At 34.8% G+C, this 16,538-nt stretch carries 13 protein-coding genes; 4 read left to right on the top strand and 9 right to left on the bottom strand.

Going from position 1 to position 16,538, the window contains the following annotated elements; all coding sequences use genetic code 11:
• Positions 1 to 289: 289 nt before the first annotated feature.
• The 4 genes from ACIQ1E_RS05655 (at position 290) to hemN (ending at position 6,995) form a co-directional block, all read left to right on the top strand.
• Complete coding sequence (locus ACIQ1E_RS05655) at positions 290 to 1,633, top strand: dihydroorotase (protein ID WP_396169569.1); 1,344 nt, start codon at positions 290 to 292, stop codon at positions 1,631 to 1,633.
• A gap of 12 nt (positions 1,634 to 1,645) precedes the next feature.
• On the top strand, positions 1,646 to 2,482 hold the full coding sequence (locus ACIQ1E_RS05660; protein ID WP_396169494.1) for a DUF6671 family protein: 837 nt from the start codon (positions 1,646 to 1,648) through the stop codon (positions 2,480 to 2,482).
• 883 nt (positions 2,483 to 3,365) lie between these two features.
• Complete coding sequence (locus ACIQ1E_RS05665) at positions 3,366 to 5,489, top strand: DUF349 domain-containing protein (RefSeq protein ID WP_396169496.1); 2,124 nt, start codon at positions 3,366 to 3,368, stop codon at positions 5,487 to 5,489.
• Between the two features lie 141 nt (positions 5,490 to 5,630).
• Positions 5,631 to 6,995 carry an oxygen-independent coproporphyrinogen III oxidase gene (gene hemN / locus ACIQ1E_RS05670; RefSeq protein ID WP_396169498.1) on the top strand — a complete coding sequence of 455 codons (1,365 nt, stop codon included), beginning with the start codon at positions 5,631 to 5,633 and terminating at the stop codon, positions 6,993 to 6,995.
• A 61-nt stretch (positions 6,996 to 7,056) separates the two neighbouring features.
• On the opposite strand, the gene ACIQ1E_RS05675 is transcribed toward hemN, so the two are convergent.
• The 9 genes from ACIQ1E_RS05675 to ACIQ1E_RS05715 all read right to left on the bottom strand — a co-directional run bounded on the left by ACIQ1E_RS05675 (position 7,057) and on the right by ACIQ1E_RS05715 (position 16,436).
• On the bottom strand, positions 7,057 to 7,287 hold the full coding sequence (locus ACIQ1E_RS05675; protein ID WP_396169500.1) for a YdcH family protein: 231 nt from the start codon (positions 7,285 to 7,287) through the stop codon (positions 7,057 to 7,059).
• A 24-nt stretch (positions 7,288 to 7,311) separates the two neighbouring features.
• Positions 7,312 to 8,013 carry a sulfite exporter TauE/SafE family protein gene (locus ACIQ1E_RS05680; RefSeq protein ID WP_396169501.1) on the bottom strand — a complete coding sequence of 234 codons (702 nt, stop codon included), beginning with the start codon at positions 8,011 to 8,013 and terminating at the stop codon, positions 7,312 to 7,314.
• Between the two features lie 159 nt (positions 8,014 to 8,172).
• Positions 8,173 to 8,622, bottom strand: a complete 450-nt coding sequence (locus ACIQ1E_RS05685; RefSeq protein WP_396169503.1) for a FixH family protein — start codon at positions 8,620 to 8,622, stop codon at positions 8,173 to 8,175.
• Positions 8,623 to 8,726: 104 nt separating this feature from the next.
• Positions 8,727 to 10,145, bottom strand: coding sequence for a cytochrome c oxidase accessory protein CcoG (gene ccoG / locus ACIQ1E_RS05690; protein ID WP_396169505.1), 1,419 nt, complete (start codon positions 10,143 to 10,145; stop codon positions 8,727 to 8,729).
• A gap of 248 nt (positions 10,146 to 10,393) precedes the next feature.
• Positions 10,394 to 11,326, bottom strand: coding sequence for a cbb3-type cytochrome c oxidase N-terminal domain-containing protein (locus tag ACIQ1E_RS05695; protein ID WP_396169507.1), 933 nt, complete (start codon positions 11,324 to 11,326; stop codon positions 10,394 to 10,396).
• 36 nt (positions 11,327 to 11,362) lie between these two features.
• The gene (locus ACIQ1E_RS05700; RefSeq protein WP_396169509.1) at positions 11,363 to 11,530 is read right to left on the bottom strand and encodes a CcoQ/FixQ family Cbb3-type cytochrome c oxidase assembly chaperone; all 168 of its coding nucleotides are present in this window, start codon (positions 11,528 to 11,530) and stop codon (positions 11,363 to 11,365) included.
• A gap of 8 nt (positions 11,531 to 11,538) precedes the next feature.
• On the bottom strand, positions 11,539 to 13,725 hold the full coding sequence (ccoN, locus tag ACIQ1E_RS05705; protein WP_396169511.1) for a cytochrome-c oxidase, cbb3-type subunit I: 2,187 nt from the start codon (positions 13,723 to 13,725) through the stop codon (positions 11,539 to 11,541).
• Positions 13,726 to 13,768: 43 nt separating this feature from the next.
• A complete protein-coding gene (gene ccoS, locus ACIQ1E_RS05710) occupies positions 13,769 to 13,951 on the bottom strand; it encodes a cbb3-type cytochrome oxidase assembly protein CcoS (protein ID WP_396169513.1) in 183 nt (60 codons plus the stop codon).
• 106 nt (positions 13,952 to 14,057) lie between these two features.
• Entirely contained in the window at positions 14,058 to 16,436 is a 2,379-nt protein-coding gene (locus ACIQ1E_RS05715; RefSeq protein WP_396169515.1) for a heavy metal translocating P-type ATPase, read from the bottom strand.
• Positions 16,437 to 16,538 lie beyond the last annotated feature (102 nt).

Here is a 16,538-nt window from a genome sequence, read left to right on the forward strand (position 1 = left end):
GCCCATAAGGGACTTGCACCCTCTAGAAAAATAACACTCCATAATTTTGATTCTTAATCCGAAATTTGTATTTTCGAATTTTCCTTCGACACTACAGAGTGTGTCCTGCGGATGCAGGGCACACACACAGGTTTTGCAAGATTGCGGGTTTTGGGCTAAATTTAAAGTCGGTTTTGTATCTTTGAGTTCTGTGTTTAACCGAAAGTTTCGGCTTCTTTAGTCCGCAACCTCGCAAAGCCTGGGAACGTTAGCGGTAATGGCAAGATCCGAAACAGACAGACAATTTACAATGACAGAAAAAACGCTAATCAAAAATATAAGCATCGTAAATGAGGGACAAATAACCGTTGCTGACCTACTTATTGAGAATGGTTTAATTCATTCAATCGGACAACTAATCGACCACAAAAATGTAAAAGTAGTTGACGGGACAGGCAAGTATTTATTTCCAGGTATTATAGACGGACAAGTTCATTTTCGTGAGCCTGGTTTAACACATAAAGGCGACCTTTACACAGAAAGTAAAGCTGCTATTGCTGGCGGTGTGACTTCTTTTATTGATATGCCAAATACATTTCCGAATGTATTAACAATTGACATCTTAAATGAAAAATATCGAATTGCATCTGAAAAATCTATAGCCAATTTCGGTTTCTTTTTAGGTGTGAATGGCGACAATCTTGACGAAGTTATTAAGCTTGACACATCCAAACTTTTAGGCGTTTCAGATGACGGACTTTACTTCACAAAAAAAGGCAACCTCCTTGCCGACAATCCAGAAACGATGGAAAAACTTTTTGCAAACTGCAAATCAATCATCGCCATTCATTCTGAAAAAGAACAAATAGTTGAAGAGAACGAAAACATATATCGTGAAAAATATGGAGAGAATGTGCCTATTGAATTTCACCCAATTATTAGAAACGAAAAAGCTTGTTATGAAGCAACCAAAAGAGCAATTGACATAGCCAACAAACATAAAGCTCGACTTCACATTCTGCACCTGACGACTGAAGCAGAAACACATTTATTTAGAAATGACATTCCTCTAAAAGAGAAAAATGTAACAACCGAAGTTTCGGTTCATCATTTGTGGTTTTCTGACAAAGACTACGCGCGTTTGGGAACTTTAATAAAATGGAACCCCGCGATAAAAACTGAAACGGACAAAAAAGGACTTTTAACAGCTTTGTTAGACGATAGAATAGACATCGTAACTACAGACCACGCACCTCATACATTGGACGAAAAACAAAAACCCTATTTTCAATCAATGTCGGGGGCACCTATAATTCAACATTCTTTAAACATTTTGCTTGAGTTCTACAAACAAGGACTTATTTCATTAGAGAAAATCGCTGAAAAAATGTGTCATAATCCAGCAACACTTTACAGCATAGAAAAACGAGGTTTCATACGAGAGGGTTACTTTGCGGACTTAACTATTGTTGACTTAAATTCAAGCTGGACAGTTGATAAGACTAATATTTTATCCAAATGTGGTTGGTCGCCATTAGAAGGAACAACTTTTCAAACAAAAGTGACCCATACATTTGTAAATGGTAATTTAGTTTATGACAATGGAAAATTTGACGAAACAAAAAAGGGATTAGCGCTAACGAAATCAAAATAATTTAAAATAAAAATGTTTCAAAACAGAAAAATAATCATCGCAACCAAGCACCAAAAAGAGCAAGTGATTGCACCAATTCTCGAAAAGGAAATAGGAGTAAGTTGTTTTACAGATGAAACTTTTGATACGGATGCTTTGGGAACATTTACAGGCGAAGTAGAAAGAGAACTTGACCCTATTTCAACGGCAAGAGAAAAATGTCTGCGAGCAATGAAGGCAAACAATTGTGATTTAGGAATTGCAAGTGAGGGTTCATTTGGTCCTCACCCATCGATGTTTTTTGTAAGTGCTGACGATGAATTTTTAATTTTTATTGACACAAAAAACAACTTAGAAGTTATAGTTAGAGAATTAAGCACCTCAACCAATTTTAATGGTAGACAAATCCAAACTCAAAAAGAACTTTTTGAGTTTGCCGAACAAGTTGGTTTTCCAGCACACGGTTTAATTCTTAGAAATTCAAAAGATGAAAATACGGATATACATAAAGGGATAACCGAAAGTGAAATTTTGCAGAAATCATTCAACCATTTTTTCTCAAAATACAATTCAGTTTATGCAGAAACGGATATGAGAGCTATGTATAACCCTACACGAATGAGTGTGATTGAACAAGCAACACAAAAACTGGTGAAAAAAATTAAATCAACTTGCCCTCAATGTCAAACACCAGGTTTTGGAATAACAGACGCTAAAAAGGGACTTGAATGCAGCTTGTGTGGTTCACCGACAAACTCAACACTAAGCTATATTTATGTCTGCCAACAGTGCAAATTCACAAAAGAAGAAATGTATCCAAATAAAAAAACAACCGAAGACCCAACGTATTGCGACTATTGTAATCCATAAAAGAGATAATATTGACACACAGGACAGAATACACAAATAGCAGAACGAAAGACAAAGCCACAGCCGATAACAGCACCTACAAGAAATTGGCGGTTCAGTTGCAAGTGAGCCTCTTTTTTTTGGAGTAGATTTTCATTGGTTTTTCGGTGTTTTCCTTCACTTGTGAGCATAAAATCCCTTACCCATAAATTAGTTTTTACAGGGAATAGAGCTTTGGCTATCGCCAAGATACCAAGTCGGCGGACCACGCTGGTCGAAAACCGCTATTCGGTGCAAATTGCCCGTTTTACAACAAGGACATTTGGGCAAAAAAGGCTTCTTTTCGCGTTTTTCTAGCACTTTTACTTCGAGTTTCTCCTGCAAAAGTTTGAGCTTTTCTCGCTTCCAAAGCCTGTCCCGTTTTTACGGGATGCTACTCAAAAAACCATAAATCGCACTATTTTATTGTTATGCCGTTGAATTATTCATTCCGAACAACAATTGTCGTAAACTACACTTTTTAAAATTAGAATTTAATTTTGGTTAAAAACGACAAGACGATCGAACAAAAAACTTTCTCTAAAGCTTTTACTCTAAACACTTTCGCAAACAACAACTGCATACTTTAGCCCAAAAACTATAATTGCACGAGGCTTCTTTTTTTGACACTTCTTAAATTAAAAGATTCTTAACGAATAAGACTTTTCAATACATTTACCTTCGATATTTTCAAAAATTAGTAACTATTTGATTTGAAAGTCTACATTGCTAAGCATAAATGAATGTCAAAAGAAACTCGCCGACCAACATAAAACAACTATAAATAAGAGAATTCCTTTGAATTTTGACCAACCTTTACTATCTTTCGCATTCAAAAAAAAACGAACCCTTAAACATTCAAAAAATGTTAGAAGAAAAGAATGATAACCTGCTTGAAGCAGATGGAAATTTAGAAAACAATTCGATTGAAATCCTACAATCTGAAGTCGAACCTATTGATGAAATCGAAGCTGCTGAAACTAGCACAATCGATTTGGCAATTGAAAATACTGAAACCACTTCAGAACCTGCTGAAGCAATAGAAATTGAAGCGCCAATCGTTGAAGTAATCGCTGTTTCAGATGAAATTGAAGCTACAACTCCTACTGAAGACGCCCCCTTTGAAACCATCGTCCCGGAAGCAGCACCAATTGCTGATCCGATAGTTTCGGAAACTGAAACTATCATTGAAGCCATCGTTGGCACTAATGCCGAAGAAAGCGAAGACGAAACCCTAAAAGAACGCCACGATATCCCAATGTTGAATTATGATGCGCTTTCCTTGGAGTCTCTTATCACCGAATTGAAAAGTTTGGTTACCAATGAAAAAGTGATGTCGGTAAAGGATCATGTTGAGGAAATAAAAAAATCATTCTTAGCCAAATACTACCACCTTCTTGAAGAGAAAAAAGAAGAGTTCTTAGCAGAGAACACGAATCCTACTGAGGAATTCTCATATCATTCGCCCTTGAAATCGCAATTTGACCAATACTATACCTTGTTCAAAGAGAATAAAAACGCTCATTTCAAAAGTTTGCAAACCAATCTAAAAACAAACTTAGAAAATAGACTTGCAATCGTCGAAGAATTGAAAGAGCTTATCAATCCGCAGGAAAACATTAAAGATACTCTGAAACACTTTAATGAATTAAGAGAGCGTTGGAAAAATGCCGGACCAATTCCGAAAGACAAATACAACCACGTTTGGAATAATTATCATTTTCACGTTGAAAATTTCTACGATTATTTACATTTAGATCGAGAAGCTCGTGACCTTGATTTCAAACACAACCTAGAACAAAAACAAAAAATCATAGCCCGAGTTGAAGAATTGGTAAACGAAGCTGATATCAACAAAGCGTTTCGAGAATTGCAGGATTTACATAAAATATGGAAAGAAGAAATAGGCCCTGTTTCGAGAGAACATCGCGATGAAATCTGGAATAAATTTAGCGATTTGACCAAACAAATGCACGACAAACGTGAAGTTTTGTTTGAAAAAATGAGAGGAACCGAGCTTGAAAATTTAGAAAAGAAAAAAGAAATCATTGCCAATATAGAAGTTTTGGCAACTGAAAAAGTCAATGCGCACGCGCAATGGCTACAACAAATAGAAAAAGTAGAAGCTTTGAGAACTGCTTTTTTCGCAGCTGGAAAAGTACCATCAGAAATCAACGAAGAAACTTGGGCGGCTTTTAAAACGGCTGTTAGAAATTTTAATTCTTTCAAAAATTCATTCTACAAAGACATTAAAAAAGACCAAAACAATAATTTAAGTCGTAAAACAGCGCTTGTTGCCAAAGCCAAAGAACTTCAAGAAAGCACTGATTTTGCTATTACCACTCCTATAATGAAACAAATTCAAGAAGAGTGGAAGCAAATAGGTCACGTTCCTAGAAAATACTCTGATAAAATTTGGATCGAGTTTAAAGACGCTTGCAATCATTATTTTGACAAATTAAAAGAGCAAAAAAATGAGGAGAATAGCGAGGAAATCCAAGCATTCGACGGCAAGAAAGCCTATCTCGAAACATTGAGAGAGTTCCAAATGACAGGTGATCACAAAACCGATTTAGATGCTATAAAATTACACATCGAAACATGGAAAAAATTCGGAAAAGTACCATTCAGTCGAAGACATATCGAAGGAAAATTCAACAAGTTGCTCGATGCCTTGTTTGAAAAATTAAGTTTGAGCAAAAAAGAATCTGAAATGATGCGTTTCTCAAACCGTATGGATCAATTATCAGAGAATAATGATACTCGAAAACTTGAAGGAGAGAAAATTTTCCTAATGCGTAAAATCGATGAAATCAAAAACGAAATATTCCAATTAGAAAATAATATTCAGTTTTTCACCAATACACGAAATGCTAAAAAAGAAAATTCTATTGTGCTTGAAGTTCGAAAAAACATTGAAAAGCACAAGGAAGAAATGGAACTTTTGAAGGATAAACTCAAACAACTAAGGAAGTTGAACGACGCCTAAAACAAATAAATGATAGTGAAATCACCTCATTCAAAATTAAATGAATGAGGTTTTTTTTTGCATAAAAATGGAATATGATAATTATCATTTTAATTTTAACAATTGCATACTACTTTTGATTATTGAAAAATAACATTTTCTATGAAAAATTCAATCCTACAAAAATACAATGTCCCCGGACCAAGATACACTAGCTATCCAACTGTCCCTTACTGGGATGAGTCTGATTTTACTTATCAAAACTGGATTGATACTTTAAAAAGATCTTTTACAGAAAGCAATTCGAAAGAAGGACTAAGTTTATACATCCATTTACCTTTCTGCGAAAGTATGTGCACTTTTTGTGGCTGTAATAAACGAATTACTAAAAACCACGATGTTGAACATCCGTACATCGAAGCTATTCTAAAAGAATGGACTTTGTACTGTAACATTCTTGAAGAAAAACCAATCATCAAAGAAATTCATTTGGGTGGTGGAACGCCTACTTTTTTCTCTACAAAAAATCTAGAGGATTTAATAAATGGTATTTTCTGCTATGCTGAGAAAGCGAAAGACTACGAATTTAGTTTCGAAGGCCATCCTAATAATACGTCTCGTGCTCATTTGCAGAAATTGTATGATTTAGGTTTCAGAAGAGTGAGTTTTGGAGTGCAAGACTATTCCGAAAAAGTTCAAAAAGCGATCAATCGAATTCAACCTTTTCATAATGTGGCAAAAGTTACCTTTTGGGCAAAAGAAATTGGTTATACTTCTATAGGTCACGACATAATTTTTGGCTTGCCATTTCAAGAAATAGATGATGTTATTGATACCATCGAAAAAACAAACTCGTTGCAACCCGATCGATTGGCTTTCTATAGTTATGCTCACGTGCCTTGGATAAAAGGCAATGGACAACGCGGTTTCAATGACGAAGATATCCCTAAAGACGAAACCAAACGTAAACTTTATGAAGTGGGCAAAGATTTGCTTTTCGAAAATGAATATTACGAAATAGGTATGGATCATTTTGCACTTAAAAGCGATAGCTTGTATGACTCTTTCGATAAAGGACAATTACACCGTAACTTTATGGGTTACAGCTCTTCTAAAACACAACTAATGATTGGGCTTGGTGTGTCCTCGATTAGCGATAGTTGGTACAGTTTTGCCCAAAATGTCAAAGAATTAGAAGAGTACTACAAATTACTAAAAAAGGACAAACTTCCTATTTTCAGAGGTCATCTGTTGACAGATGAAGATCTAATAATACGAAGACATATTCTGAACTTGATGTGTCATTTTGAAACCTCTTGGGAAGACAAAGCACTTTACATTTCAGAAGTAGTTGAAATTCTAATTCAATTGAAAGAAATGGAAAATGACGGCTTTGTTATTATTGAGAAAAACAGCATCAAAGTGACAGACGCAGGAAAACCTTTTGTTCGCAACATTTGTATGGCTTTTGATCTCAGGCTAAAAAGAAAAGCGCCTGGAACGAAGCTTTTTTCTATGACTATCTAAAAGAAAATTGATCTCAAAAAAAAATCTCGCTAATATGAAATTAGCGAGATTTTTTTTGCCATTATCTCCGTAATATCGAATATATTTCATCCTTTAAATGAAGGACTTTAACTTTTAATTCTTTCAAATGTTCATCTGTGGTTACAACTTGGTCGGATTTGATTAAAGCTACCTCATGTTTAGTGTTAAGGTATTCCTCAAATAACGCTGCAAAATGATCATTCTCGTTTACTAATTTGTCGATTTTTTCCTGAACCTCAGGTGTTACGTGTAGCAGATCTTGGTTTTCCATAATTATATAAGAGTTTATTAATAATTAATGACAATTTGGACTTGGTTGAACGAACAAACTTATATCTGAAGGAGATAAATAAGGAATGCCAAGTCCTAACCCCCTAAAGATAAACAAAATTCCGATAATAATCGCAAAAATTGGAATGATTTTTTGAATTTTATTTCGAACAGGAACCGTCAAAAATAAATTGAGATATACGACACTACTCATCATAGGAACTGTACCCAATCCGAACAAAATCATATACAAAACACCAAACAATTCGTTTTGCATTGCTATGGCACCAAACAAAGCGACATACACCATTCCGCAAGGTAAAAAACCATTCAAAAATCCAATCGTAAACAAGGATTTGTAGCTTTTGTTTTTGAACTGACTTCCCAAACGCGACTTGATTTTTGAAATAAATCGAAATACTGGTTTAGAGAAATTATACTTTGCAAAAACACGCTCCGGAATCAATACAACAAGTATCATTGCCACACCAATGAAGATAGACATTTTTTGTTGAAATCCTGCCAAATACAATCCTCGGCCAACCAAACCAAAAACCAAACCAATACTAGCATAAGCCAATAATCTCCCAATATGATAGGTCAGAATTTGAGTTACTTTCTTGGCTTGATTATCTCTGTCTACAGGCAACATCAATGCAATAGGACCACACATTCCGATGCAATGAAAACTACTGATTAAACCGAAGATGAAAGCCGTTAGAAGCATTATCAAGTTAGAAGTTAGAAGTTAGAGGTTAGAAGTTAGAGGTTAGAAGTTAGAGGTTAGAGGTTAGAAGTTAGAAGTTAGAAGTTGGGAGTTGGGAGCTGATACATTTTCAAAACACGCAATACTACTTTCCTCCTATTTTGTTACTCACAACTCAATTTATTGAATATAAATAGTTTCTTTTGTAAGGAAGGCTTTTCCTTGATAATGCCATTCCATGTTAATGTTCCATCGACCTACAAGCAACTTGTCCTTAGGAATAGTCATTTGAGGGGTTGTAATTGAAATCGGAACATCGAAATCAAATTTTTTATTGGATGGCCTATAAAATGTAACCTTACCTTTGATGTCTTTAGGAACAAAAACTCTGGGAAAAGAAATGGTAATTCCCAGCACATCATTCGTTATTTTGGGCTTTTCAGCCAAATCTTTTGCGTTTTGCACACGAACCATTTCATCACCGAATTTCGCGTCTTGCTTGTAGTATTCCTCATAAACCAACTCGTTATCGTATTTTGAATTGGATTGTACTTTGATAATGAAATACAATATAAAAGAAATAAATAATGCAAATGCAATAACAATTCCCGTCCCCCAATTAATTTTCATATGTTGATGTTTTTTATTTTCAATTAGTATGCGGCATGGCAGTTTTAATGTTTGCTATACCTCATTAGTTCAATCTCCTTCCTAAGGAATTGCGGTCAATAACACTAGTCAAAACTTCTAGGACTCAAAAAGCTTGTTTTACTAGTTTCAATTTTTTTATCACCATCGAAAACTTCAATTTCCAGTTTAGTCTTGTCTGATTCTAATAAATATTTATTGATTTCGATAAATACAGTACCACTTTTCATCCCTTGTTTTGGCACTTTCATTTCTTGCTCACCTACCACTTTCAAAGTGCCTTTGATTCCAACCAATTTAAAATGAATAGCATTAAAATCCTTATTGGTTTTATTCAAGACTTTAAAAGTATAAATATTACTAATATTTTCGCCTTTGTGCTCAAATAATTGACCTGGTAATCTCAAAAATACGGCTTCAACTTCAGTACGTAAAAACAACAATCCAACTAAGATCCCAATGAGTATAAACAGCACAGCCGTATAACCTTTCATTCTAGTAGTGAACTGAAACTTAGAATTTTTCTCGATTTCATCTTCAGATGCATACCGAATAAGCCCTTTAGGTAATCCAACAGTTTCCATTATAGTATCACACTCATCGATACAAGCGGTACAATTAATGCACTCGAGTTGAGTTCCATTTCGAATATCAATTCCTGTAGGGCAAACGTGAACGCACTGCTTGCAATCAATACAATCGCCTTTGCCAGTAGTTGACCGGTCTTCTTGCTTATTGAATTTGGCTCTACCTGTTTCTTTTTCGCCACGAACAAAATCATATGCCACATTGATCGATTTGTTGTCCAATAAAACACCTTGTAATCTGCCGTATGGACAAGCAATAATGCACACTTGCTCTCTAAACCAAGCAAAAATAAAATAGAACACTCCAGTAAATATAAAAAGTGAAATTAAGGTACTGATGTGATTTTCTGGGCCTTCATAAATCATTTTTAGCAATTCGTCACTACTAATAAGATAAGCAAGAAAAACATTGGCAATAAAAAAGGAAATGATGAGAAAAATAGACCATTTCAGGGCTTTTTTTCTGATTTTATCAGCATCCCAATCTTGCTTTTCGAGACGAATTTGTGCCCCACGATCCCCTTCAATCCAAAATTCGATTCTGCGAAAAACCATCTCTAAAAATATGGTCTGCGGACAAATCCAACCACAAAATATTCGTCCAAAAATAACGGTAAAAAGAATCACAAAAACGACGCCGACAATCATAGAAATCACAAATAGATAAAAATCTTGTGGCCAAAATGGGAATCCAAACAAATTGAACCTTCTTTCCAAAACATTGAACATCATAAACTGATTGCCATTAATCTTGATGAAAGGATTGGCAATCAGAATCAGGAGCAAGAAATAACTCACCCATTTGCGATAATCATAAAACCTTCCAGAAGGTTTTTTAGGAAAGATAAATCTCCTTTTCCCCTCTGCATCAATGGTCGCGATGGTATCTCTGAAGGCTTCGTCTGGTAATTTTGACATTGTTGGAATTTTTATATTTAAAAGTCTAAAATTAAAATTTTGAATTCAATCGCATTGAAACTTATGTTACATAGTCTCAAAAAAAATTGTACTTAAATCGAAAAACTGGTTTGGATGAGCTAGAGCATCATTCCTTTTTGACTGAAATCTACCCTAACAAATTTAAACCAAAATTCTTAATGAGACACAAAAAACAAATCCTGAAATAAATCAGGATCTGTTAAATTTATATTTATCGACAATTTCTATTATTTTACTGTGGTACTATCTTTAGCAGCAGGCGCAGCTGCAGTAGTTTTTGCATCTGGATCAACCCAAACTTCACCTTCTGGCGCTTTAGGATCTTTAGGATTAGTTCCTTGCAATGATATCACATAACTAGCAACTTCTTGCATTTGTTTCGGTTTCAAAGTTCCTTTCCAAGAAATCATACCTTTTCCATCACGACCACCATTGACCAAAGTGTGGAAAATATTTTTTATTCCACCGCCCAAAATCCATTTGTCATCTGTTAGGTTTGGTCCGATTTGCCCACCACCATCTGCTCGGTGACAAGCCACACAATTCGCCTCATAAATTGTTTTACCAGCCGCTAAATCACCAGCAGCAGTAAGCAGCGTAACTGAATTTTCATCCATAGTATCTGGTGCATTCTTTTTGTATTCAGCAATTTCGATTTGCGCTTGTGCCATTTCATTTTTCAATTCAGTTTCTTGGTCGGCGCCACCCATAATTTCAAATCGAACTAAATAAACAACTGCAAAAACAATACAAGCATAAAACAAATACACCCACCAAGGTGGTAAATTGTTGTCTAATTCTTTGATACCATCGTAATCGTGATCTAACAATAACTCACCTTCATCATCAGATTGTTTGGTTTTGAAAAGGAAATTTTTAACGCTTTTAAAGATTGCGCTATCTTCGAAACCTAATTCATTAGTTTCAGCCAATTTTGCTTTTTGTTCCTCTGTCAACAAGTGATATGTAATTGTATCGACAGCATTAACTGTAACTTCTATTGCAATCAATAGGAAAAGAAAAACTAGCAAGAACAGCGCCACCATTGGAAATTTGATAAAAGCAGGCTTATCTCCAGAGTCTATGAAAAATTCCATTGCAGCAAAGACTGCAAAGAAAATGACTAAGACTCTTATATATGAGGGGATTAATTTTTTCATTTTATATCTATTTTGAAAATTTAATTTTTATTTTTTTTAATCGTTCAAAGGAATTTGACTCATTTCCTCAATTTTATCTTTTTTGTATCCAAAAACCCAAATGGCTAGTCCAACAAAAAAGGCAAAGAAAATGACTAATGATAATATTGGAAATATTGCAATTCCTGCAATGTTCTCCATATTGTGTTTAATTTGCTCAAACATAATTCCTATTATTTAGAATTGTCTTTCACTTTGATATCTGTCCCAAGTCTTTGAATGTAAGCAATTAGTGCTACAATTTCTCTTTCATTCATTGGCACAAATTTATCACCTCTAGCTTCAGCTTTTTTCTTGCTTTCATCGTAACTTTTTACAAAGTCAGGATCTGACTTCAAGCTTTCTTCAATTTTCATAGCTTGCGCTCTTAAATCTTTCTGACCGTTCGCAATTTCTTCATCAGAATATGGAACACCAAGCGTTTGCATAGCTTTCATTTTCTTTTCAGTCATTGAGACGTCCATTGCCTCATTATCAAACAACCATTTGTACCCTGGCATAATTGAACCCGCAGATGTACTTTGTGGGTTCCAGAAATGATTGAAATGCCAGTTGTCATTGTATTTACCACCTACTCTCAATAAATCTGGACCTGTACGTTTTGACCCCCAAAGAAATGGATGGTCATAAACATATTCCCCAGCTTTTCCTTGTGGCCCATAACGTTCCACTTCGCTACGGAAAGGACGAACCATTTGAGAGTGACAACCTACACAACCTTCACGGATGTATAAATCACGTCCTTCCAATTCTAATGGACTATATGGTTTAACGCTTGAAATTGTAGGTATGTTTGATTTCACCATAATCGTTGGTACGATTTGAATGATACCACCAATAAGTATTGCTATTAAGGCAAAAACAGTCAATTGGATTGGTTTTCTTTCTAACCAAGCATGGTATTTTTCACCTTTTAATCTTCCTGCGCTAATTGTTTTCAATTCAGGAGCTTCAGCTAATTCATCTTCAACAGTTTCACCAGCTCTAACAGTTTGGATAATATTGTAAACCAAAACCAACATTCCAACTAAGTATAATGTACCTCCAATAGCTCTCATCCAATACATTGGCATAATTTGAGTTACTGTTTCAAGGAAGTTACCATAAGTCAACGTTCCGTCTGGGTTGAATTGTTTCCACATAGAAGCTTGTGTAAATCCAGCCACATACATTGGTAAAGCATAAAGGATAATTCCTAAAGTTCCAATCCAAAAGTGGAAATTAGCCAATTTTGTAGAATACAAAGTGCTTTTTGTCATTCGAGGAATCAACCAATAAATAATACCAAACGACATAAATCCGTTCCAAGCTAGAGCTCCAACGTGCACGTGGGCAATAATCCAGTCAGTAAAATGCGCTATAGCATTTACATTTTTAAGCGATAACATTGGCCCTTCAAATGTTGCCATACCGTATCCAGTGATAGCTACAACGAAGAATTTCAATACTGGTTCTTCACGTACTTTATCCCAAACACCTCTCAAGGTCAACAGTCCGTTGATCATTCCTCCCCAAGATGGAGCGATAAGCATAACAGAAAATACTACACCTAAATTTTGTGCCCAAGTAGGCAAAGCTGTATATAATAAATGGTGAGGTCCAGCCCAAATGTATAAGAATATCAACGACCAGAAGTGTACAATCGAAAGTCTGTAAGAGTACACGGGACGATTAGCCACTTTAGGAACAAAATAATACATCAGTCCTAAAAATGGTGTAGTCAAGAAAAATGCAACTGCATTATGACCATACCACCATTGCACCAAAGCGTCTTGAACTCCTGCGTATACAGAATAACTTTTGGTCATAGAAATTGGCAATTCCAAACTATTGAATATATGTAAAACTGCGACAGTAATGAACGTAGCAATGTAAAACCAAATGGCAACATATAAGTGACGCTCTCTCCTTTTTAATATGGTACCAATCATATTCACACCAAAAGCGACCCAAATTAAAGCTATGGCAATATCTATTGGCCATTCTAATTCAGCGTATTCTTTTGAAGTACTATAACCCAAGGGTAACGAAACCGCTGCAGCAACAATAATCAATTGCCATCCCCAGAAATTCAAATTACTCAAAAAGTCACTGAACATTCTCGCTTTTAATAAACGCTGTAAGGAATAATAAGTCCCCGCAAACATTGCGTTTCCTACAAAGGCAAAAATCACAGCATTCGTATGTAAAGGTCTCAATCTACCAAAACTCAACCACGAAATTCCGTCGGTCATATTTGGGAAAAGAAACATAGCAGCTAAAATTAGCCCTACCAACATTCCCACAACACCAAAGACAATGGTTGCATAAATGAATTTCTTTACAATTTTGTTGTCATAATAAAACTGTTGCATTTCCATAAATAATAATTATTAATTGGTTTAAAAATTTAAGGTTTAAGGTTTAAGGTTTTTTTTGAATAGGTTCGTCTTTTTCTTTTTTTACCAACTCGTCGTCAAAAAGCATCCGAACAGAAGGAGTGTAATCATCATCGTATTGACCCGTCTTTACTGCTCTTACAAAGGCGAAAAAGAAAAAAACGGCAACCACAATACTGATGGAAATAAGTAAATAGATAACACTCATAGAATTTAATTTGATTAGCAAAGATACTATTTCGATTATTTTCAGATTATGATAAATATCATATTCTGTGACTTTGTCAAATTTAGAATAAAATCATTGAATTCATTCATTCTAAACTTTTTGCATAAAAATTACTAACAATAGTAACGAAACTAACAATTGTCACCGTACTCAACGGCATTATTATGGCAGCTACTAAAGGCAACAGATTTCCAGTTATTGCAAAAGCCAATCCAATAATATTATAGATTATAGAAAGAGCAAAACTCATTTTTATTGTCGTTATTGACTTCTTTGATAATTTTAGAAAATAACTCAATTTTTTGAATTCACGTGCATCTAAAATGGCATCGCAAGCAGGAGAAAAAACATTAACATTTTCGGAAATAGAAATGCCAATATTACTTTGCGCCAAAGCTCCAGCATCATTAAGTCCATCTCCAACCATCATCACATTACGACCCGATTCTTGCAATTTTTTAATATATTCCAGTTTTTGCTCTGGTTTTTGATTGAACACTAATTCTGTTCCTTTTGGCAATAATTTTTCCAATGATGATCTTTCGCCTTCATTGTCTCCTGATACTACTTTGATTTGATAATTCTGATTCAGTTCTTCAAAAAGAGTCGCTAAACCTTCTCTATAATGATTATTGAAAATATATTTACCACAATAAATCTCATCAATCTTTATGTGAACCGACGTTTGCTGAATGCTGTTCTCTTCCGTTTTACCAACAAAATCAGCTGAGCCAACATGCACAAGAACACCCTCTAAAGTCGCCTGAATTCCTTTTCCAGTTATCTCCTGAAAATCATTCATTTTTAATCTTTTACTTTCTGGTAAAAAATCATACAACATTCGACTCAACGGGTGATTCGAAGCCCTTAAAACAGATTTCAGAATCACTAAATTATCGGCGGATAGTTCGGTTCCTTCGAATGAAATATTCGATTTTACGTTGGTTGTTATAGTTCCTGTTTTATCAAAAACTAGAGTATCCACTTTGGCTAATTGTTCTATAACTAAAGCGTTTTTGAGATAAAATTTCTTTTTACCCATAATACGCAATACATTACCCATTGTGAAAGGAGCCGTCAATGCCAAAGCACAAGGACAAGCCACAATAAGCACTGCTGTAAACACATTGAAAGCCGTATTGGCATCGATAAAAATCCAATATCCAAATCCTGCAAAAGCTATCAACAGCAAAATAGGCGTAAAATAATGACTGATAGAATCTGTAATAGATTTGTGTTTTTGCTCTACCTTCTTCTGAAAAACATCATTACTCCACAATTGTGTCAAATAGCTTTGTTTCACCGAATGCAAAACTTCCATTTCGATCACTTTTCCTATTTGTTTTCCGCCGGCAAAGACTTTGTCACCAGATTTTTTTGTAATAGGTATCGCTTCACCCGTTACAAAACTATAATCAATTTCGGCTTTTTCAGAAATCAGAATCCCATCAACAGGAATTAATTCTTGGTTTCTAATTAAAAGGCGATTGCCTTTTTCGACATCATAAATAGGAACACTTTCTTCAGAAGTATCGGCATTGATTCTGGTAATCGCAATCGGAAAATAGGATTTAAAATCTCTTTCGAAACTCAAAAAACTATAGGTTTTTATCTGGAACATTTTCCCCAAAAGCATAAAGAAAATTAAACCGGTCAAGCTATCGAAAAATCCAGAGCCATAATCCATTACAATATCAAACGTGCTTCGGATGAAAAATATAATAATCCCCAGCGCAATTGGAATATCAATATTCAACATTCCTGATTTGATGCTTTTGTATGCGGAAACATAATAACCACTAGCCGAATACAAAAATGAAGGCAAGGACAAAGCAAAGATCAACCAACGAAAAAAAGGTTTATAAGTGTCCAACCAATATTCCTTTACTTCAAAATATTCGGGAAAAGACAGCAACATAATATTGCCAAAACAAAAGAAAGCCAAGCCTAATTTATAGGTCAGACTGCGGTCAACATTATTTTTTCCTGTTTCATAATTTTCCAAACTGATGTAGGGCTCATAACCAATTGAACTCAATAAATGAACAATATCTTTTAGAGAAACTTCTTCCGGATTATAGGTAATTCGAACTTTTTTCTGAGGAAAATTGACTTGTGAAGCACTAATCCCTTTTTGTAGTTTTTGAAGATTTTCAAGAATCCAAATACACGAACTACAGTGAATATGCGGAATATTTAATGAGACAATCGCTGTTTTATCTTCTTGAAATTCTAATAATTTAGAAACTATACTTTCATTATCTAAAAAATCATACTTTCCACTGATGTCAAGCGGAGTTGCCCCTGGCGATTTTTCGAAATCATAATAGCAAGTCATATCATTTAAACTAAAAATTTCGTACACGGTTTTGCAACCATTGCAACAAAAACTTTTTTCGTCAAACAAAATTTCTTCGTCTTTTACAACTTCTAATCCGCAATGAAAACAGGATTTTTGGCCCATAATTTTTTTAGATTTTTTCAGGGCACAAATATACTCTGCCCACAAATTAAAAATATGATATTTATCATATTATTTTGTAGATTTGCACCACCAAATAATTAT

Origin of the sequence: Flavobacterium sp., assembly GCF_044348915.1 — a bacterium.
In the GTDB taxonomy this organism is placed as follows: Bacteria; Bacteroidota; Bacteroidia; order Flavobacteriales; family Flavobacteriaceae; genus Flavobacterium.